The organism is Chthoniobacterales bacterium (genome assembly GCA_035274845.1).
GTDB lineage: Bacteria > Verrucomicrobiota > Verrucomicrobiia > Chthoniobacterales > UBA10450 > AV80.
In genome coordinates, this window is the sequence record DATENU010000009.1 from 55,451 (window position 1) to 76,096 (window position 20,646).

14 protein-coding genes are annotated in these 20,646 nt (G+C 61.1%); 9 read left to right on the forward strand and 5 right to left on the reverse strand.

What is annotated here, in order from left to right:
• The first annotated feature begins 10 nt into the window (after positions 1–10).
• Positions 11–826, forward strand: coding sequence for an arginine deiminase-related protein (locus VJU77_03955; GenBank protein ID HKP02496.1), 816 nt, complete (start codon positions 11–13; stop codon positions 824–826).
• Positions 827–870: 44 nt separating this feature from the next.
• Here the strand turns inward: VJU77_03955 and polX are convergent, their stop codons facing one another.
• Positions 871–2,631, reverse strand: coding sequence for a DNA polymerase/3'-5' exonuclease PolX (gene polX / locus VJU77_03960; protein HKP02497.1), 1,761 nt, complete (start codon positions 2,629–2,631; stop codon positions 871–873).
• 46 nt (positions 2,632–2,677) lie between these two features.
• A complete protein-coding gene (locus VJU77_03965; GenBank protein HKP02498.1) occupies positions 2,678–3,289 on the reverse strand; it encodes a lytic transglycosylase domain-containing protein in 612 nt (203 codons plus the stop codon).
• A 66-nt stretch (positions 3,290–3,355) separates the two neighbouring features.
• On the opposite strand from VJU77_03965, the gene priA reads away from it, so the two are divergent.
• A complete protein-coding gene (gene priA, locus VJU77_03970; GenBank protein ID HKP02499.1) occupies positions 3,356–5,605 on the forward strand; it encodes a primosomal protein N' in 2,250 nt (749 codons plus the stop codon).
• An 80-nt stretch (positions 5,606–5,685) separates the two neighbouring features.
• Here the strand turns inward: priA and VJU77_03975 are convergent, their stop codons facing one another.
• Complete coding sequence (locus VJU77_03975; protein ID HKP02500.1) at positions 5,686–6,171, reverse strand: transposase; 486 nt, start codon at positions 6,169–6,171, stop codon at positions 5,686–5,688.
• A gap of 177 nt (positions 6,172–6,348) precedes the next feature.
• Between VJU77_03975 and VJU77_03980 the strand changes: the two genes are divergently transcribed.
• From VJU77_03980 to VJU77_04005, 6 genes are all read left to right on the forward strand, one after another.
• Positions 6,349–7,470 carry an ABC transporter substrate-binding protein gene (locus VJU77_03980; protein HKP02501.1) on the forward strand — a complete coding sequence of 374 codons (1,122 nt, stop codon included), beginning with the start codon at positions 6,349–6,351 and terminating at the stop codon, positions 7,468–7,470.
• 140 nt (positions 7,471–7,610) lie between these two features.
• Entirely contained in the window at positions 7,611–8,465 is an 855-nt protein-coding gene (locus tag VJU77_03985; GenBank protein HKP02502.1) for an ABC transporter permease subunit, read from the forward strand.
• Positions 8,459–9,253: an ABC transporter ATP-binding protein gene (locus VJU77_03990; protein HKP02503.1), complete on the forward strand. Its 795-nt coding sequence runs from the start codon at positions 8,459–8,461 to the stop codon at positions 9,251–9,253. Before VJU77_03985 ends, VJU77_03990 begins: the two co-directional genes overlap by 7 nt.
• A 178-nt stretch (positions 9,254–9,431) precedes the next feature.
• A complete protein-coding gene (locus tag VJU77_03995; GenBank protein ID HKP02504.1) occupies positions 9,432–11,111 on the forward strand; it encodes a cyclic nucleotide-binding domain-containing protein in 1,680 nt (559 codons plus the stop codon).
• A 97-nt stretch (positions 11,112–11,208) separates the two neighbouring features.
• Positions 11,209–12,600, forward strand: coding sequence for a hypothetical protein (locus VJU77_04000; protein ID HKP02505.1), 1,392 nt, complete (start codon positions 11,209–11,211; stop codon positions 12,598–12,600).
• Positions 12,601–12,710: 110 nt separating this feature from the next.
• On the forward strand, positions 12,711–14,198 hold the full coding sequence (locus VJU77_04005; GenBank protein HKP02506.1) for a hypothetical protein: 1,488 nt from the start codon (positions 12,711–12,713) through the stop codon (positions 14,196–14,198).
• Between the two features lie 4 nt (positions 14,199–14,202).
• Here VJU77_04005 and VJU77_04010 read toward each other — a convergent pair whose 3' ends face one another.
• Both VJU77_04010 and VJU77_04015 read right to left on the reverse strand, forming a co-directional pair.
• Complete coding sequence (locus VJU77_04010; protein ID HKP02507.1) at positions 14,203–16,548, reverse strand: ATP-binding protein; 2,346 nt, start codon at positions 16,546–16,548, stop codon at positions 14,203–14,205.
• Positions 16,529–18,052 carry an ATPase domain-containing protein gene (locus VJU77_04015; GenBank protein ID HKP02508.1) on the reverse strand — a complete coding sequence of 508 codons (1,524 nt, stop codon included), beginning with the start codon at positions 18,050–18,052 and terminating at the stop codon, positions 16,529–16,531. Before VJU77_04015 ends, VJU77_04010 begins: the two co-directional genes overlap by 20 nt.
• Positions 18,053–18,141: 89 nt before the next feature.
• Between VJU77_04015 and VJU77_04020 the strand changes: the two genes are divergently transcribed.
• On the forward strand, positions 18,142–20,643 hold the full coding sequence (locus VJU77_04020) for a DEAD/DEAH box helicase (GenBank protein ID HKP02509.1): 2,502 nt from the start codon (positions 18,142–18,144) through the stop codon (positions 20,641–20,643).
• The last annotated feature ends 3 nt before the right edge of the window (positions 20,644–20,646 follow it).

Consider the following 20,646-nt stretch of genomic DNA (forward strand, 5'->3'; position numbering starts at 1 on the left):
CGTTCTCGATATGCGCAACCTTCTCCTCTGCCCGCCGGATTACTACGGCATCGAATACGAGATCAATCCCTGGATGAGTCGCGCCCGCGGCGCTGACACGCCGCTGGTGCAGGCGCAGTGGAAAGGTTTGTTCGAGACCCTTTCCAAGCTCGATTGCCAGATCGAACTGGTCCCGCCCCGCCCGAAACTACCCGACATGGTTTTCACCGCCAACGCCGGGCTGACCGTCGGACGCCGTTTCATCCCGAGTAATTTCCGGCATGAGGAACGGGCCGGCGAAGCGCCGCATTTCGCACGCTGGATGGAAGAACACGGCTACGAAATCGTCTGGCTCCCGAAGAATTACTATTTCGAAGGGGAAGGCGACGCTCTCTTCGGCGGTGACGTGCTCTTTTGCGGCTACAAATTCCGTTCCGATATCAACTCGCATCGGGCGGTCGCCGATATCCTTGGCTGCCTGGTCATTTCCGTCGAGCTGGTCGACCCGCGTTTTTATCACATCGACACCTGCTTTTGTCCGCTCCCGGATGGAGGCGCCTTTTGGTTCCCGGCCGCGTTCGATGACTACGGGCAGCGGACGATCCGTGATCACCTGCACGATTTGATCGACGTGGAGCCGGAGGAAGCAGTCCACTTTTCTTGTAATGCCGTGGTGCTCGGCCGCGACATCGTTCTGCCGGAGGGCGCCCCGAAGCTGGTCGCGACGTTGAAAGATCGCGGCTACACCTGTCATCCGCTTCCGATGACTGAATTCCTCAAAGCCGGCGGCGCCTGCAAATGTCTGACCATGTTCATGCCGCAAAGGGAGAAGATTGGTGATAAGTGAAGGGTGATCGGTGATTGGTAATTCCATTCACCATTCACTAATCACTATTCACCTTTCCTTTTTCTCCCCAGTGCCGATTCAATCTTCCCCAGCGGCAAACAGTTCATCACGTCCTGCTTCGTCAGCCATCCTTTGCGGGCGACGCTGACGCCGAACCAAAGATCCTGGAGCCGCTCGATCTCGTGGGCATCGGGGTTGATCACGCATTTTGCTCCTTTTTCTTTTGCGAGCGGCCACCAACGCCAGTCGAGATCGAGCCGCTTTGGCGCCGCGTTGATCTCGATCCAGGTGCCGGTCTCGGCCGCGGCTTCGATGACGGCGGGGATGTCGATCGCGTAGGGATCGCGTTTCAAAAGCAGGCGCCCGGTGGGATGCGCCAGCATGGTCACGTGCGGATTTTGCAGGGCGCGAATTACGCGCTTCGTCATCTCGGCTTCCGACAAGGTGAAAGCGGAGTGGATCGAGGCAACGACATAATCGAGTTCCGCCAGGAGGGTGTCGGGGAAATCGAGCGAACCGTCGCGGAGAATATCGCACTCGACTCCGGCGAAGAGCCGGAAGTTTTCGAATTGCTGGTTGAGTTTACGAATCATCGCGAGTTGAACCCGGAGTCGCGCGTCATCGAGCCCGTGCGCCTGGATCGAGCTGCGGCTGTGATCGGCGATCCCGAGGTATTGCAAGCCCAGTTCCTGCGCGGCCGTCGCCATTTCTTCGAGCGAATTGCGGCCGTCACTCGCCGTGGTGTGGCAATGAAACGTGCCCCGCAGGTTCTCGGTTTCGATGAGACGCGGAAGCTTTCCCGCCGCCGCCGCCTCGAATTCGCCGCAGTTCTCCCGCAGCTCCGGCGGAACATAATCGAGCTCGAGCGCGCGGTAGAGATCGGCTTCTTCGCGGATGGTAGGGACGTCGCGCTGCGGCGTCCGGTCGGCCCGTCGGTCCGACCCTGCCAAAGGCGCGAGGCGATACTCATTCAAGGTCCAGCCCCGTTGGAGCGCGCGGCTCCGCACCGTGACGTTGTGTTCCTTGCTCCCGGTAAAGTAGTTCAGCGCGAACGGATACTCGGCCGCGGTCACGACCCTCAGGTCGCACTGGATTCCCGATCGCAGCCGGACGCTGGATTTCGTCGGCCCGTGCGCGATGACTGATTCCGCCAGCGGATGCTGGACGAACAACGCCGAGATTTCAGCCGGAGCGTTGGTCGCCACGATGAAATCGAGGTCCCGCACGATTTCCTTCCGCCGCCGATAACTCCCAGCGATGCAAACGTGCAGCGCGTCGGGGTGGGCGCGCAGATCGTTTTGCAGTTGTTCTGCTTCGCCGGCGATCTTCCCGAGTTGGAATGAACCTGAGTATTTCTGCCGTTCATCAATCGCGCGGCAAAGTTTCTCCTGCGTTGTTTTCCCAAATCCCGCCAGCTCGGCCACCCGGCCCGCGACGCAGGCTTCGTGCAACTGGGCGATCGAGCTGACCTGCAATTTCTCATGCAGCGCCTTGATCTTTTTCGCGCCCAGGCCGGGCAGCGAAAAAAGTTCCAGGATATCGGCGGGAAATTCGGCGCGCAGATCGTCGAAAAACTTCAACGAGCCGGTTTCGACCAGCTCCTTGATTTTCGCCGCGATCGCCTTGCCGATGCCTGGAATTTTCTCGAGGACTTCCTCATTGCCGAGGTCGGCAATATTCCCGCCCCAGGTTTCGAGTGAGCGAGCAGCGTTCGTGTAGGCCCGGATCTTGAACGGATTCTCATCCTTCAGCTCGAGCAAGGTCGCGATCTTCTCGAGCACATCTGCGATCGTGGCCTTATCCATTTCGTCATTCCTTCGGCATTCGTCATCCGAACTTCGACATTCCTCATCACATCTTCCCGCGGCGTTTGAAGAATTTGTAACGGGCCATGATCGAGTCGACGTACTTCCGGGTCCCCGGAAAATCGATGTTCGCCAGGAACACTTTCGTGGCGACTGGCTTGGTGTCGTCGCCCCCGGCCCAGCGCAGGGCGCGGCTCGCCCCGGCGTTGTATTCGGCCAAGGCGAACGGAACCGGGTTCGACTGGTTCTGCCAATGCTCAATCGCGCGGCGCAAATACCACGTTCCTGCTTCGAGGTTCGTTTTGGGATCGAACAATTCTTCCACGCGAAAATTCTCCGCTTTCGTTTCGCGGGCCCATTCTCCGGCCGCTTTTTCGCTTACCTGCATCAGGCCGCGCTCTCCCGCCGTCCCAAACTTCTGGGCGTCGAACCGGCTCTCACGCCAGACGACCGCTTTCACGAGCATGGGATCGACCTGGTGCTCGGCGGCAACGGTGCGAATGAGAGCGTCGTGCTGCTGGAAGCGCTGCGGACTGATCCATTCATAAAGGGTGTAGAGCGGATCTCCCGAGCGCATCGAGAGATACGTCATGCCGGCGGCACCCGCGAGGAGCGCGCAGATGAGTAGCTTTAGTAGAAATCGTGCTATTTCCCTCATGCTCGTGCTCGCAAAAGTTTCGTGGGAGAATAGTCGAACCCACGCAGAAGCACGAGCACGATTAGGATGACCAACGCTGAGCCGACTACCAAACCCTCCTTCGTCCGCGTGATCATCGACCGGGCGATTCAGCGGGAACTCGACTACGCGATTCCCGAATCGTTTCTGGAAAAGGTCGGCATCGGATCGCGTGTCCGGGTTCCGTTTCGGGAACGCTCGGCGCTCGCCACGGTTGTCGGATTGCTGGAAACCACCGAGGCGACCGGGATTCGTCCGATCGAAGCGCTCGTGGGCGACGCGCCCATTCTGAACGAGAAGCTCATCGAGCTGGGGCGCTGGATGAGCGTGTATTATTGTTGCCCGATCGAGACGGTCATGCGGAGCCTTCTGCCGCAGGTGATTCGCCGCGCCGAGGTGAGCTGGAAGAAACAATTGTTTGTCAGCGCCGCGAAAGAGATCGCCGCCGAAGAGATCGAAAAACTGCGACGCCGCGCCCCGAAACAGGCGCAACTGCTGGAGGCGGTCTCGAAATTGCGCGGAGCAACCCCCGCCGCGGAACTATTGCGAAGGAACGCGCTCGATAACCAGACGCTCCGGGCCCTCGAAAAGCGCGGCTTCATTCGCCTCCACGAAGAATCCGTGGCGCGCGACCCCCACGGTGAGGAGGAATTCGTCGCATCGAGCCATCTCGTTTTGAATCCCGAACAGGCTGCCGCGCTCCGCACGATCGAAGGAGATCTGGTCGATCCGGCAAAGGCGAAGCCGGTCCTGCTTCACGGCGTAACCGGAAGCGGAAAGACCGAAATCTATTTGCAGGCCATCCGCGCGGCTCTGGCTTGCGGCAAGACGGCCATCGTCCTCGTTCCGGAGATTTCGCTTACGCCGCAGACGGTGGAGCGGTTCAAGTCCCGATTTGCCGAAACGCAGGAGATGGTGGCGGTATTGCACAGCCATTTGTCCGAAGGCGAGCGGCACGATGAATGGCATAAGATCCATGCCGGGCGCGCGCGCATCGTAGTCGGGGCCCGCAGCGCGGTCTTCGCGCCACTGGAAAATCTCGGACTCATCGTGGTCGATGAAGAGCACGAGACTTCCTACAAGCAGGAAGAAGCGCCGCGCTATCACGCCCGGGACGTCGCGGTGGTGCGGGCGAAGTTGGAAAATTGCGCGGTGTTGCTCGGCACGGCGACGCCGTCGCTGGAGAGCTATCACAACGCGGTCCAGGGGAAGTATCGGCTCCTGAAACTCACCCAGCGCGTGGACAACTGCCAGATGCCGCTGATGCGGATCGTCGATCTGCGCCAGGAACGCCGAAAGGAAAAGATCGCGCCGATTTTGTCCGAGCGCTTACGGAACGCGATCACGCAGCGCCTGGAGAAACGCGAACAGACGATCCTGTTCCTGAACCGGCGCGGTTTCTCGACTTCGTTGCTTTGCAGCAATTGCGGCGAAGCGCGCGAATGCCCGAATTGCAGCGTCGCGCTCACCTTTCATCGGCACGCCGCCCGGTTGAGCTGCCATCTCTGCGGGCATACCGCCGCCGTGCCGAAGAAATGTCCGGCCTGTTCGCAGGACGCGCTGATCTATGCCGGCTTCGGCACCGAGAAGGTCGAGGCGACGGTCACACAAATCTTCCCCGGCGCGGCCGTCCGCCGAATGGACGCCGACTCGATGTCGCGCAAGGACGCTTATCGCGAGACGCTCCACGCTTTTCGCGCCGGCAAGATCGACATCCTGGTCGGCACCCAGATGATCGCCAAGGGGCTCCATTTTCCGAACGTGACCCTGGTCGGGATCATCAACGCCGACCTGGCGCTGCATCTCCCCGATTTCCGGGCCGGCGAACGGACTTTCCAATTGCTCACTCAGGTGGCGGGTCGCGCCGGTCGCGGAGAGACGCCCGGCGAAGTGTTTGTCCAGACTTACACGCCGTTCAGCCCCTCGATCCAGTTCGCCCGGCAGCACGATTTCGCCGGTTATTTCGAGCAGGAACTGGAATTTCGAGAGCGCTGTGATTTCCCGCCGTTTCGGCATGTGATCCTGATCACGGTCCGTTCCGCGCACGAGGGCCGGGCCAAGCTTTCCGCCGAGACGATCGCCCGCCGCTTACGAGAAAATATCGGCGCCGAATTCCTGGTGGGGGACGCCACGCCGGCGCCGCTGGAAAAATTGCAGGGGCAATTTCGTTTCCATGTCTTGCTCCGCGGCGAAGCGATCATGCGCCTGACCCGGCTCGTCCGCGAAACGTTGGATAAGCTGCCCTTGCCGGAAGACGTTCTCGCCGCGGTGGATGTCGATCCGTATCAACTGCTGTAGCCGTCGCCCTGCGGGCGACGCCGGATTTGCCACAAAGCCACTCTCACGCTTCGCACAGCGAAGCGGCTACAGAAGCAGGCTCACACGCGGTCGATGACGATGATTTCGCCGGCGTACGGCCAGTCATCAGCGTCGGTAACGAAACCAGCTCGAACCGGATTGTCGCGGACGTAATTCCATTTTTGCGAGTAGCTCTCCTCGCTTCGCAGGACATGATCGAAAAACCGCCGCTGCCAGAATGGCTTCTGTAGCCGTCGCCCTGTGGGCGACGCCGTAGCTGGCGCGGCTTTCTCCAAGCATTGTTTCAGAATTCCCATCCATCGACCGAGCTCGAAGTCCGGCGGACCGCAGACAAATAGGTGGATGTGATCGGGCATGATGACGTACCGGCCGACGGCAATGCCATTTTCGTCGTAAGCACGTTGGGAAAAACGCATGAACGCGTTGTGAACTGCGTCCGTCGTCAACAAGGGCCTTCGGCGATACGTGCACGCCGTTACGAAGAAGATGGGGTCGGCTGGAAAAAGAAAATGAAGCCACGGAGGAACCTGGGGGTATTTCTTCACTGGAGGGCCGAGAGATTATGCCAATCAGCGATTCGCGAGGCAATGCCGCTCTCTCGCTTCGCACAGCGAAGCGGCTACAGAAGAGCCGCTCAGGAGATCGTTACAGAAGAGCGGCCGAAGAGCGGCCTGTTCTTCGGGCTGGAGTATTGCGGTATTTGATTTAACTCTATGGGCCGCATGCGTTTTCCGAAATCAATACTCGTGGCCGGGATGACGATCATGGTCGTGGCCGGGTGCCGGAAGAGCGCCTCAACCGGCGGCACGTCGAACCGGATTCGGGTCGGTTATATCGGACTGACCTGCGAGGCGCCGATCTTCAGCGCGGTCGCGAACGGATTCTTCAAGGAGGAAGGTCTCGAGGTCGATCTGGTGAAATGCGAATGGGCCAACTACAAGGACGTGCTCGCGCTTGGCGGCTACGACATCACCCATCACCTGGTGATGTATTTCCTGAAGCCGATCGAACAGGGCCTCGATGTCCGGTTCACGGCCGGCATTCACAAGGGTTGTCTCCGGGTCCAGTCATCGACCAAGGGCGATATCCGCACTGTCCAGGACCTGCGCGGCAAGCGGATCGGCGTGCCGGGAATGGGAACGCCGCCGTTTATTTTTGCGAATCGAGTCCTGGGTGCGAATGGGATCGACGCCAGCAAGGATGTGAGCTGGCGGGTTTTCCCCGCCGGCGAGCTCGGCCTCGCGCTCGACAAGGGCGAAGTCGACGCGGTCGCTAACGCGGAACCAATCGGCAGTTTGCTTCTGGCGGACGGGAAGGTGCGCAATGTCGCGGACCAGGCCGCGGATTCGCCCTACAAAGATGAGTATTGCTGCGCTGTGATCGTGAACGGCAAATATTTGGCCGCGAATCCAAAGAACACGGCGGCCGCGACCCGGGCGTTGTTGAAAGGGGCGAAATGGGTGGAGGCGAACCCCGCGGCGGCGGCGCGGTTGTCGGTCGAGAAAAAGTATCTCGCCTCAAATCCTGAGCTGAACACCGTGGCGATCTCCCACCTCCGTTATGTTCCGAGCGTCAGCGGCGCGGACGACGCTGTGAAATCGGCCGCGGCGGAGATGAAAGTGGCGGGCATGCTGAGCCCGAGCACCGATGTTCCCGCCCTGGCGAAAAAGGCGTTCGTTCATCTCGAGGGCGTCACGGACGAATGGATCAACAATCTGACAGTCGAGAAAGTGGCGGGCGGCCAAATACCTCCCGATCAGGACATCCGCCTTTACGCGGAGTTAATTCTCGCCGACCACGAAGATTCATGTTGCAAGAAGCCAGTCGTCGCGGAGCAGAAATAAACCAGGCGAGACCGGATGCGACGTTGGCCGATCGTTCGGCCGAACGGGAAGGCCGACGCTGGCGAACCTGGCTTCCGGTCCCAATCGCGAACCTCATTTGCCTGGCGGTGCACTGGTTCGTTTCCAAGACGGAGCCGCCGATGGAAACGCGATCCTATTTCGTTTTCCTTTTGAACTTTCTCGCGGTCTCGCTCCTCCTCGCGATCGCGCAACTATGGCTGCCGGGTTTGAGAAAACGGATGCGCCAAGCCGGGCCGATCTTTGCCGCTGCCCTGCTGACATTGTGCGCCTGGGAACTGATTACGTCCGGGTTTCGCCTGCTGCCGCTCCCGTATTTTCCGGGTCCCGCAGCCGTGTTCCAAAGTCTGATTAACGATCGGGCTCTTCTATTCGACAGCACGTGGCACTCGCTGGTTTTGTTGCTCGGCGGTTACGCGCTCGGGGTCGTCGCCGGCCTCATCAGCGGGATCTTCATTGGCTGGTCGACGCCAGTCCGTTATTGGGGAATGCCAATCCTGAAGATCGTCGGGCCGATTCCGGCGACCGCCTGGATTCCGTTGGCCATGGTGGTCTCGCCTTCCGCGGTTATTTCCGCGGCGGCCCTGATCGGACTCGCCGTTTGGTTTCCGGTAACGATGCTGACCGCATCCGGCATTTCGAACACGCGGGCCTCGTATCTCGACGTGGCGCGCACTCTCGGGGCCGGGCGGAGCTACTTGATTTTTCGAGTCGCGATTCCCGCGGCGCTCCCGAGCATTTTCATCGGACTCTTTATGGGGTTGGGGGCGTCGTTTCTAACCCTCGTGGTGGCGGAAACCGTCGGCGTGAAATCGGGACTCGGTTGGTATGTCGCCTGGGCGCAGGGGTGGGCCGAATACGGCAAAGTTTTTGCCGCGCTCGTGATCATGGCCGCGTTTTTTTCCACGATCATGACAGTGCTCTTCAAAGTGCGGGACCGGATGCTGGTCTGGCAAAAAGGGGTCATCAAATGGTAGCCGACCCAGGGATCGAGGCGTCGTCGCTCCGAGTCCGCGACGTCACCAAAACATTTCCGGCGCCTGACGATACCTCAGAGCGGCGCCTGGCCCTCGACAATGTTTCGCTCACGCTCGCGGCCGGCGAACTTAGCTCGCTGGTCGGTCCGAGTGGCTGCGGGAAATCGACTTTGCTTCGGCTCATTGCCGGCCTCGATTCGCCGGACTCCGGCGAGCTGATGGTCGGCGCCGAATCGATTACCGGCCCGAACGCCGAGCGCGGCCTCGTCTTTCAGGACCCAAATTTATTCCCGTGGCTGACGGTCCGGCGAAATATCGAGGCGGGTTTGGTGGCGCGCCACATTTTGCCGGAGAAACGCCATGAAGTGATCGAATTCATGCGGCTGGTTGGCCTCGAAAGTTTTGCGGACGCCTATCCGCATCATCTCTCGGGCGGGATGGCCCAGCGAGTCGCGCTCGCCCGCGCCTTGATCAATCATCCCAAGGTCCTGCTGCTCGACGAGCCGCTGGGGGCGCTCGATGCCTTTACCCGCATGCGCATGCAGGATGAAGTGCTTCGGATCTGGCAGGCCCGCCGGACCACGATGCTCCTGGTCACGCACGACATCGACGAAGCGATCTATATGAGCGATCGCATTGTTATAATGACGCAACGCCCGGGGCGAATCGAGCGGACGATACCCGTCTCGCTGGATCGTCCGCGCGACCGAAGCAGCCCGGCTTTTCTCCAGCTACGCGGCGAAATTCTCGAGCTTCTCCATTTCGCCGGAAACGCGGTTCCCGTATAATCCATTGGCGCGGCCTGCTCTCCGGCCCATTGGAGACGGCCTGCCCCCAGGCCGTTGGGGGTCAGCGTTGCGCAATCCCTCCGGCGCGATGGCGCGCCGGCTCCATCGGGCGCGCCGGCTCCATTCTTAATATGCTTTCCCGGGAAAGGGCTGGCTGAGTATCATCCCCGCAAGCGCGATGGACGAAACGGAGGGTAAACTAACTTCGGGTGAGCCGCTGAGCGTCGAGAAACTCGTCGAGTATCTGCCCGCCCTGAAGGAAATCCCCGGCGCGCAGTTGGAGAAGTACGCCAAGGGCGCGGCAGTCCTCCAGCGTTATCCCAAAGGCGGCACAGTTTGTGTGGAGGGCTCGTTCGGGTCGACTGCCTATTACATCGTCTCGGGCACGGTCGACATTTCGATCCAGAATCCGATGGCGCATCTGCGGACGCGGCCGGCCGCCGGTTTGTTCGGCCGGAGCATGGCGCGGATGAAAAGCATTCTGCTGGACGACGGGCAGGACAAACGCGCAGACGCGCATGAGCGGAAGTTTATTAGCATCGACGCGAACGTCGATCTGCCGATGACGAAACCGATCGCGGAGCTTGGCCCGGGCGAGCTGTTCGGCGAAATGACCTGCCGCACATTCCAACCGCGTTCGGCCACCGTAATCGCGCGCGAACCCTGCGTGATGGTCGAGATGCTGCGGGTGATCCTCGACATGCTGGTCGGCAACCGGCAGGTCTCCGAAGCGTCGAAAGCGACTTCGAAAGTGAAGGCGCCGACGTTCAAGGGCACCTCGTTCAAAGCGCAGCTCGATGAGAAATACCGGCAGCGCTCGCTCGAGACTCATCTGCGGAGTGTTCCGCTCTTTGGCAGCGTGGGCGACGAGTTCATTCGCTACCTCAAGGAGAAGGTCGAGCTGATCTCCTACAACCAGAACGACGTGATCTGCAAGGAGGGCGACGAGGCGGACGCGTTCTATCTCATTCGCTCCGGAATGGTCCGCGTATCCCAGCAGATGCCGGGAGGCGAGATGGTCCGCACCTACCTTGGTCGCGGCGAATATTTCGGCGAGATCGGTCTGCTCCGCGCCATCAAACGCATCGCCACCTGCACGGCGCTCGACGCGGTCGACGTGGTGAAAATTCCCGGCGTCGAGTTCAATCTCATGCTGGAACAGTTTCCAGGCGTAAAAGCGCAGCTCGAGCCGGTCGCGCAGGCGCGCATGGAGGCGACGAAGGCCCGGGTGGCGCCTGCGGGCCTGGGGCTCGACGATTACCTCAACCAGGGCTTGTTCGAAGCGCAGAACCTTCTCCTGATTGATCTCGACAATTGCACCCGCTGCGACGCCTGCGTGCAGGCCTGCGCCAAAGCGCACGACGGCGTCTCGCGCCTCCTCCGCGACGGCCTGCGCTACGACCATTTCCTGGTGGCCACGGCGTGTCGCTCCTGCCGCGATCCGCTTTGCATGACGCAGTGCCCGGTGGGATCGATCCGGCGCAAGGAAAACCTCGAGATCATCATCGAGGATTGGTGCATCGGTTGCACGAAATGCGCGGAGCTTTGCCCATACGGCAACATCAACATGCACCCGTTCGATGTGGTGAAGGAAGTCCGGACCGAGGTGAAATCGCCGAATCCAAACATTCCGCCGACGGTGAAGATCGAGAAGAAGAAGTCGACCGCTCTCAAGGCGAACACGTGCGATCTCTGCACGCAGTTATCGGTGCCAAGTTGTGTTTATGCCTGCCCGCACGACGCTGCGAAGCGCGTCGATCCCCAGCGCTTTTTCGGCGATGCGCTCGAAATGCAGAACCGGCTTTTCGATGACAACTGGACGCCAGCGGAACGATACAAAAGCCGACACACGCACTGAACCATTGAAGATTTCAGATTGCAGAATGCAGATTGGGGAAAACGGCGATACCACGCTTTCAATCTGCAATCTGCAATCTGCAATCTGAAATCTTTCCATGCGGATCAACAACTGGAAGCATGTTCCCTGGATCGTGTTTGTCGTTTTGGCGACGATCGCGGCGGGGATTCTTTATGTCGGTAATTTCCATCCGGCGTCGTTGCCGGTGTGGATTCCGCTGCCGGCTTCGTGGATCCAGCAAACGACGGAACATCACACCGTGGGCGGGACGCCGCTCGGGCTTTGGTTCGGCTCGATTTCGCTCGCGATTTTTGTCTTCGCGATCCTGCTCAGCTTGCGCAAAAAGATTCCGCTCTGGCGGGTCGGGACGGTCCAGCGGTGGTTGCGGGCCCATATCTGGCTCACGATCCTGACGATCCCGCTGGTGCTCTTTCACAGTGGTTTCCGTCTCGGCGGTGCGATGACGACGTTGCTCATGGTGCTCTACGCCGTGGTGATGGTGAGTGGATTTTACGGGCTCTTTCTCCAGCACATCATGCCGCGCCTGATGAAGGAACGCCTCCCGGCCGAAACCGTTTACGAGCAGATTCCGCACATCCGTTCGCAGCTCGCCGTCGCAGCCGGAAAGATGCGCGATTCGTTCCGGCCCGCACCGCCGAAGAAACCGGAGGCCGCCGCGCCCGCACCGAGCGCAACGAAAGCCGTTGCGGCGCCCGCCGCTGCGATGGCTTCGACGAAGAGCGGCGTTGAAACACCTGCTGCTCGCGCGAAATCGGCGACTGGCTCGGCCCCGACCGCCGAGCCAGTAACCAAAGCCGCTGAGCCAGCGACTCCGCCCCCGCCACCGTCGATCCCCAACGCCGCCGTCACGCCCGCTCCACCCAAAGCGGAGACCATCGGTACGCCAACGGCGCGGGTGCAAAGCGATCCGCCGGGCGCGCCGGTGGCACGCGCTGAAGTTCCAGCGGGCGATCAACCGGCGCCGTCACCACCGATCGCGCCCGCCGCAGCGGCGAAACCTCCCGCCCCGCCGCCTCCCGCTTCTGCGGCTGCGCCCAAACCGGCCGCCGCGCCTGCCGCTGCTGCGAAACCGGCCGCCGCGCCTGCCGCTGCCGCAAAACCAGCCGCCGCCCCAAAGCCCGCCGCCAAGCCCGCTCCACCGCCTGACCCAGCGTCCGAAGAGATCCTCGTTGAGTTCATCGAACGCCAGGTTCTTCCTTATCTCGAGGCGCGCCGCGGCCAACGGATGCGGTTCAATAACCCGCGTTTTTGCGACGACACATTTCGTTTCATAAAACTACGCGTGACCGAAACCTACCGAAGCCGGGTCGAAGAGATCCAGGCGTGGTGCGACGAACGCCGAATGCTCGATCTGCAGGTGCGCCTGCATCACTGGCTGCACGGCTGGCTTTTCGTCCATGTGCCGTTTTCGTTTTTGCTCGTGCTCCTCACGATCTGGCACGCCTTCGTGACCTTGTTTTACTACTGATGCTCTCCCTCTTCGTAATCGTGCTCCTGCTCGTGCTCGTGATCGAATCGCCGTTCAGATCGAGCACGAGCACGAGCACGATTACGAGGATGCTGATGCATCGCTGAGCCATGGCCACGCCCGGACGCACCCAAAAACAGATCGCGGAGCGCTACAAAGGCAACCTCGCTTATTACAAACGGAAACATCCCTGGCGAGTGGCGCGCTGGTGCGTCAGCTTCGTCGCCATCGCCGGCGGCCTCGCCGCCATCTTTCTATTTCAAAAACGGGGTAACGAAGAATTTTTTAGCTCCGGGACGATTTCGAGCGGTCACGCCACCATTGCCCGGGATTGCGTGCAGTGTCACGACAAGGGAGCGGCGCTCCAGAACGATTTCACGCTGGCGAAGTTCAAAAGTATCATCAGGGACCGGTTCCACCGCGGCATCGATTTCAGTTCGATCGATCGCAAGTGCCAGGATTGCCATGAAAAGCATCCGCCGTTCGGCGCTCCCAAGAAATACGACCTGCACCAGCCCAACGTGGTCGAGAATCGTCAGTGCTCGATCTGTCACCAGGAGCATCTCGGGCCCGGGCCGATGAAACGGGTGGCTGACCTGCAGTGCGCCTCCTGCCACAACGATGCGGGAATCATGGAGGCCTCGGCCAAGAAAGGGGCAACGCTCTCCCCGGCCCTGTTTCATCTGCGTCCCCACCCGCCCGAGCAGGTCGTCCTGGAACCGCCGCGGCCGGCTCGCGGTTACACGAAGGTCTTTTCGTCGTTCGAGGGGGCGCACCCGGAGTTTCAGTTCATCCAGGAAAAGGCGCGCGATCCCGATGTCCTGCGTTTCAATCATCAACGCCATTTCGCCGCGGATATTCCGCCGGTGAACGGCCAGAAGCTGGATTGCAACTACTGCCACAAACCCGAGCCAGGCGGCCGTTTTTATCAGCGAGTCAGTTTCAACGCCAACTGCCAGGCGTGCCATGCCCTGGTCTTCGACAAGAACAATCCGCAGCTCCATCTCCCCCACGGCGACGTCAATCTGGTCCGGACATTTTTGCGAACCTTGCCGGCACAGTATGCAAATTTTGCCCGGTTCCCCCAGCAGGGCGCGGGGCGTTATGCCGACGTGAAAACGTTCGTTGACCAGCAGATGAACCAGTTACGCGCCCAGTTCGGGAGCGACGCCGAGTTTGAACGCGCGGTCTTTTTCGAAACCAGTCCCTACAAGCCGCAACGCGAAACCGCCGCCATGACGCGCGCAAACTTTGCCGGGTGCGCTTTTTGTCACGAGGTGAAGACGGTCGGCAACGCGCCAGTCGTCACGAAACCAATCCTGGTGGACCGGTGGATGCCGCAGGCCCATTTCAATCACGCGAAACACGCGAGCGTGAAGTGCGACGATTGTCATCGGGCGAGCCAGAGTCGCGAAACATCGGACGTGCTCATGCCGGCGAAAGCGAATTGCGTCGCATGCCACAGCCCGCAAACGAAAAAAGTCTCGTCCGATTGCGTGACCTGTCACAATTATCACGCGCCGCCCCAGGTCGCGCCGGTTGCCGTTCGCGCCGAGGCCGGCGCCTCCCTTCAGCGAATGCTGCTTGGGAAAAACTAGACGCCTACGCTGCGGTCCGCGCGACCGAATCTTTCGCAGGCGTGAGGCGCTCGATCTCCACGCGCAGCCGTTCCCAATCGACCGGCTTGGTCAAGTGCGCTGAGAAACCTGCTGCAAGGCTCGCGGCCACGTCTTCGTCGGTTCCGAATCCGCTCAACGCGATTCCTTTCATCCCTTGCGCGTCGCGCAATGCTTTCATGAGATAGAGTCCACTCCCGTCCGGCAGACCGAGATCGCTGATCACCAGATCGAATCGTCGCCCGGCGGCGAGCGCTCGCGCTTCGGCGGCGGTTCCGGCGTGGCTCACCCCGAATCCGGCGTTGCGCAAAATCCGTCCAAGCACGCGGGCGGTGTCCTCGTGGTCTTCGACGAAAAGAATCTCGACGTGTTTGATCCGCGGCGGCTCGCTTTCGAGGAACAACACCGGCCCTTCCAGCATCGAAGTTTCCATGGCATTGAGCGTGACGGTGAATTTCGCGCCCCGCCCTTTTCCTTCGCTGTAGGCTTCGATCGTGCCGCGATGCAGATCGATGACCCGTTTAGAAATCGCGAGCCCGAGTCCGAGACCGCCATATTTGCTGGTGACGGTGCCGCCGCCTTGTTCGAAGGCATCGAAGATTCGTGGCATCACGTTCTCCTCGATCCCAATTCCGTTGTCGTTGATCTCGAAAACGATCTCGTGGGTGCCCGTATTCCGAGTGGAGATTTCGATGCGACCGCCTTCAGGGGTGAACTTCGCGGAATTCTTCACCAGGTTCCAGAACACCTGTTGCAAGCGGGCCGGGTCCCCCCAGCAATGATGCTCCCGCGCCTCGAAGCGCCGGACGACCTGGATTTTTTTCCTGCTCAGATCGCCGGCGGAAATGCCGAGCGCGTGCTCGACCGTCGCATGAATATCAACCGCGCCCTCGTGCAGCTCCAATTTTCCGTGGGCAATGCGAGTCAGGTCAAGAAGATCGTCAATCAAAAGCGCTTCCAGCTCGACGTTGCGGTGAAGAACCTCGAGATCGCGCCGAAGTTCGTCCGTCAGGTTCGGCTCGCGCCGGAGGGACGCGATCGTCATTAGAACAGGCGTCAACGGCGTGCGGAGCTCGTGCGAGAGCATGGCAAGGAAACGGTCTTTGGCGCGGTTCGCCTCCTCGGCGTCGTTCTTGGCCCGTTCCAGCAGGATCTCAGCGTTCTTTCTGTCTGTGATCTCGAGCATCGTCCCGATGAAACGGGTCACGTTGCCCTCGGAATCGATCAGCGCCCGTCCGCGTTCGGCGACCCACCGTTCCCGGCCGTCGGCAATTCCAATCGTTCGATATTCGATGGCGAAGCGTCCGCCGCTCTCGGCCCGCCGGACGCCTGCCACGGTTTCGTAGACGATGTGGCGATCGTCCGGATGGACGGCCGCCAGATAGGTGTCGTAGGTCAACTTCATTTCCGGCGGAATGCCGAACATTTCCCGGCTGCGATTCGAGAATTGCAGTTGCCCGGTGCTCGGGAAAAAATCGAACGTGCCAATGTCCGCCGCCTCGGTGGCGAGCTGGAGCCGCTCCTGGCTTTCCCGCAACCTGGTCTCGCGCTCCTTCGCCAGCGCTTCCTGTTTTTTCTGGTCTGTGATGTCGGCCCGAAAAATGACGATCCCGTCTTTCGTCGGATAGATCCGGGTGTCGAGCCACCGGGCCCAAGGCGCGTAGAAAAAATCGCCGTGCGCCGGGACCCGCGTTTTCATGACTTGCTGACAACGCTGGAAAAATTCTCCGCCCACCGCGTCGGGGAAGATTTCCCAGATAACTCGTCCCAGCAGTTTCTCCTTCGGCACTCCAGCGAGCTCAGCGACCTTGTCGTTCACGAAGGTGTAGCGCCATTCGAAATCGAGGGCGGAGAAGGCATCGCTGATTCCGGCGAGCACCGTTTCGCGCTGTTCGATCAGGTCGCGGACCTCGTGTTGCCGTCGGCGTGCGCGCAACGCCACGGTGAGGGTGCTGACCAGGGTCACGGCCTGAAGCGGCCGTTCCAGGAGGGTGACGTTTGCCGTTGGGCCGAAGATTTCGAGGGCGCGGCCGCTTGCTTCATCGCCGCCACCGCTGCCGGTGAGTATGATCAGTGGAATGTCCGACCAGGGCGGCTGCTCTTCGAGCCGGTCCAAAAGCGACGGGACATCGGTGGCGACGAGCGCTTCTGCCGCCACGAGAATGGCGTTGGTGTTGTCGTCCAGTCGCGCGGCAACATCCTGAAGCCGGTCGCAGATCTTCGCGCGAATGCCCGCGCCTTCCAGGACGCGCGCGGCCAGAACCGCATCCTTGCCGAGGGGGGCGGTTATCAAAACGGCGCCGGAAGAGTCGTCAGCTTTTTTTCTTTTCATTCACGCGGCGACCGGACGCGCGTCGCCGTTTTTCCTGTTTTTTATCGGCCAGAACCGGAACGCCCGTCAAGACCCCGCGAAACCGATCCAGCGGCGGGCCGACCCGGATTCCGGCGGTATCGATGAAAAGTTCGCGGATGGTGTTCTCGTGCTGGCCGGTGCGCTTCTTTACCACCGAGATAGCCTTGTGTACGGCGCCATCGGCTTCGAAGAAACGAAACATCAAAACGCTGTCAGCCAGGTAGGTCACGTCGATCGGGCTTTGCATCTGGCCCATCATGCCGCTGGGGGCGATCACAATCATGGTAACGACGCCCTGTTGGTTCAGGTAGGTGATGAGCTCGTGAAGCTGGAGATTAACGTAGCGTTCGCCCATGGAATGCAGATAACCGTTCAGGCTGTCGATGTAGACAACCCTGGCGCCTTTCTCCTCAACGGCGCAGCGGATCCGGGTGGTTAACTCGCCCGGCGATAATTCGGCGGGATCGATCTGGGTGACGCTCACCATCCCGTCCTCCACCATTTGCTCGAGACCGAAATTAAGACCGGCGGCGCGGGCAAACAACACCGGCAGACTTTCGTCGAAAGTATAAATTGCCACCTTGTCGCCCTGCCGGGCGGCGGCCATCGCGTAGGTCAGAGCGACATTCGATTTGCCCGAACCGGGCGGTCCGGAAAAGAGCGTACTGGTTCCGCGAGGCAGGCCGCCGCCCAGGAGCGCATCCAATTCCCGAAGCCCAGAGCTCAGGTTTTCGTTTGTGAAATGGCGGTGATGCTCCGCCGCGACCAGCCGCGGGAAAATTTGAATGCCGCCAGTCTGGATGACGTAGTCGTGGTACCCGCCGCGATAGGTCGTCCCCCGCACTTTCTGGACCGTGAGCCGCCGCCGGGCGGCGCCGTACTCCGGCGCGAGCTGCTGCAAAACCAAAACCCCGTGGGCGAGGCTCAGGACGTGGCTGTCCGTCCCTTCGCCACTGCTGTCGTCGAGGAGCAACGTCGTGCAATTACGGCCCGCGAAATATTGTTTGAAGGACAGGATCTGACGCCGGTAGCGCAGCGCATCATGCGAAAGCAAACGAAGCTCCGAGAGCGAATCGAAAGCGCACCGCGTTGGCCGGACTTTATCGACCGCTTCAAGAAGGAGCTTGGTGGTTTCCGTGAGCTCAATTTCCGAAGCACGAAAGAGCGTGTTTTGCTCTGAGAGTTCCAGCTGTTTCTCGATCGCGGACAATTCAACGATTTCGACACCGTCCAACGACCACCCATGGGAGCGGGCCACTTCTTCGACTTCCTCCCGCGTCTCCGAGAGGCTGATATAGAGGACCTTTTCGCCGGCGCGCGCTCCGGTGAGAAGGAATTGCAAGGCGAGCGTAGTTTTGCCACTGCCCGGCTGGCCCTGAATCAGGTAAAGGCGGCGCGCGGGAAGGCCGCCGCCGAGGATATCGTCCAAGCCCGAGATCCCCGTCGCGATTCTGGAACTCTCAGCCGGGTGCGTTTTGCTCACTGCGACCCGATTCTACGTAAGGACCGAAATTCCGCTAGCAGAATAGCGCCGTTCACCCATAGGGATTTCGCCTATCTTGAATGCGGCCCGTGACGCAATCATCTTGGCGAATGTTGAAGGGGCTCGAGGTCAACCTGATCATACCCGATCTCTGGCAGCAGGAGGCCGTGCGCGCCCTTCGCGAGGGCAAAGACGTTGTCGTCCAGGCGCCGACCGGGGCCGGCAAGACCTATATCTTCGAGCTGCTGTATTCGTCGCTGAAAGGGCAGGCGATATTTACCGTTCCGACCCGCGCTCTCGCGAACGACAAGCTGGCGGAATGGCGTGCGCGCGGCTGGGATGTGGGCATCGCGACCGGAGACCTGGCGTTGAACCTCGACGCGAGAGTTCTCGTGGCCACTCTCGAGACCCAGCGGGCGCGTTTTCTCCGCCTCGACGGCCCGGCCTTGCTGGTGGTCGACGAATATCAGATGATCGCCGATCCCGTTCGCGGCGTGCATTACGAGCTGGCCCTGGCGTTGGCGCCGCCGAAAACGCAGCTGCTCCTCTTCAGCGGCAGCGTCCAAAATCCGCAGGACGTGGTCGCGTGGTTTCAGCGTATCGGACGCGATCCGGTCCTGATCTCGCATGAAGAGCGCCCGGTGCCGCTCGAGGAAATCGATCTCCGCGTTTTACCGGACTCGGCTTTTGTCCAGAGCAGGAGTTTCTGGCCCCGCATGATTGGCAGAGCGTTGCGGGCGGAACTGGCGCCGGTGCTGGTGTTCGCGCCGCGGCGAAACGCCAGCGAAGAGATGGCGCAGGCGATCGCGTCGGCGATGTCGTTGCGCGATCCGTTGCCGCTCTCGGCTGAACAGGAAGCGCTCGCCGGTAAGAAACTGGCGAAATTATTACGGAGCCGGATTGCCTATCATCATAGCGGGCTGAGTTACGCGGTCCGGGCCGGATTGATCGAGCCCCTGGCGAAAGCCGGCCAGCTGAATGTAGTCGTGGCGACGATGGGACTCGCGGCCGGGATCAATTTCTCCATGCGGTCGGTCCTGATCACCGACACGCGGTACAAAGCTGGGAACTTCGAACGGCACGTCGAGCCCGACGAACTGCTCCAGATGTTCGGCCGCGCCGGCCGCCGCGGGCTTGATGACGTCGGCTACGTTTTGATGCTTCCGGACATTCCGCGGCTCGGGGATTCGCGCCCGCGCAAATTGAAGCGCGCCACCCAGGTGGATTGGCCAAGCCTGATCAGCGTCATGCGCGGTGCGGCTGCACCTGGGACCGGTGATCCCGGCGACAACATCCCGTTCGCCGCGGCGGTAAACCTGAGCCACTCGCTCTTCAGCGTGCAGAAAGTGCCGATCGGAGCCGAGCATTCGCTGGCTACGGGAGCGAAGCCCTGCGGACTCTGGGTGGACGCGGAGCGCGCCCGCTTCGTCCGGCGGCCGATCACGGAAATCCTGAATTCAGCCGGCGAATGGGAACCAAAGCCGGCGAAACTGACCGACGTTTTATTGAGCCAGCTGCTTGTGCGTGAGAACGACCAATGGATTGGCGCGTTGAAAGTCCCACGAATGCTCGACGGGCGCGGTTTCGGCAACCTCTGCAAATTGCGCGAACGCGGCATTTACGGCCGCGAGATTCCGCTCGCCACCCTCGTGGCGGATGACGCGATCGCACCCGTAAAATGGCTCCGCAAGAAGCTCTCTTCTGTAGCGGCGGTCTCTGACCGTCGAAGCAAATCTGGCCCAGTCGCGTCCGGCGGTCAGAGACCGCCGCTCCAGCCCCTGACGCGCGCGGAATTCGATCAGCTTGTGCCGCCGCTGCTTCCAGAAACTACGGGCGGTCAGGTCGCGGAAATCCTGACGCGCGGCCAAACGATCTCAGCGCGGATCGATTTCTCCGACAACCAGGTTTCGGCGCTGATCGACTCCCACGGCGCCGGACTGCTCGAGCCGCCGGAGCGCGAGGCGTTGCCGATGGTGTGCCGGCATTGTTCGGAGCTCGAACACGATCTCACGACGACGATTACCAGTTCTCCGGCCTACGCCTGGCGGCAGCTCGGTCTTGTCGCCGGAGATGGAACGCCGACCCTGCGGGGCGTTCTCTTTTCGTTCTTCCAGGCCGGCGAAGGTCTCGCCATCGCGGCCGCGCTCGAGGACAACTCCTATCCCATCGACGATCTCGTGTTCGACCTCGCGAATATCCGCGCCGGCCCGCGGTTCGCCGGTGAAGAAGCATTGCTCGGCGGGAGGCTCGGCATTCTTTGCCAGCAGATTTACGGACGCGCCGATCATCCCGGTTATTTGGAAATGGGAGTGCCGCCCCAATATGGTTCGGGTGCTTCGGAAGTGATCCGTGAGCTGGCGACGAATCCGGCCGCCCGCTATCGCCTGACGAACGAATCGCTCCGGCACGGCGATATCGAACGCGCACTCATGGAATGGCGCAGCCTGCTACGCCACATCGTCGGCGCGCCGCCCCTGGATTGGGAACGGTGGCGTTCTCTGCAACGGGCCGCGGCCCATTTCGTCGAAACCACCACCTCTCCCGCCAGCCTGCTCTTTCCTCAACTCCTCGCTGCCCAGCAGCGTCGCTGAGGT

Excerpts from the sequence above, each read along its gene's own strand:
- VJU77_03965 (HKP02498.1), bottom strand. The coding sequence starts at position 3,289 with ATGAGGGAAATAGCACGATTTCTACTAAAGCTACTCATCTGCGCGCTC.
- VJU77_03990 (HKP02503.1), top strand. The coding sequence starts at position 8,459 with ATGGTAGCCGACCCAGGGATCGAGGCGTCGTCGCTCCGAGTCCGCGAC.
- VJU77_03985 (HKP02502.1), top strand. The coding sequence starts at position 7,611 with ATGGAAACGCGATCCTATTTCGTTTTCCTTTTGAACTTTCTCGCGGTC.
- VJU77_03980 (HKP02501.1), top strand. The coding sequence starts at position 6,349 with ATGCGTTTTCCGAAATCAATACTCGTGGCCGGGATGACGATCATGGTC.
- VJU77_03995 (HKP02504.1), top strand. The coding sequence starts at position 9,432 with ATGGACGAAACGGAGGGTAAACTAACTTCGGGTGAGCCGCTGAGCGTC.
- VJU77_03955 (HKP02496.1), top strand. The coding sequence starts at position 11 with ATGCGCAACCTTCTCCTCTGCCCGCCGGATTACTACGGCATCGAATAC.
- VJU77_04005 (HKP02506.1), top strand. The coding sequence starts at position 12,711 with ATGGCCACGCCCGGACGCACCCAAAAACAGATCGCGGAGCGCTACAAA.
- polX (HKP02497.1), bottom strand. The coding sequence starts at position 2,631 with ATGGATAAGGCCACGATCGCAGATGTGCTCGAGAAGATCGCGACCTTG.
- VJU77_04000 (HKP02505.1), top strand. The coding sequence starts at position 11,209 with ATGCGGATCAACAACTGGAAGCATGTTCCCTGGATCGTGTTTGTCGTT.
- VJU77_04010 (HKP02507.1), bottom strand. The coding sequence starts at position 16,548 with ATGAAAAGAAAAAAAGCTGACGACTCTTCCGGCGCCGTTTTGATAACC.
- priA (HKP02499.1), top strand. The coding sequence starts at position 3,356 with ATGACCAACGCTGAGCCGACTACCAAACCCTCCTTCGTCCGCGTGATC.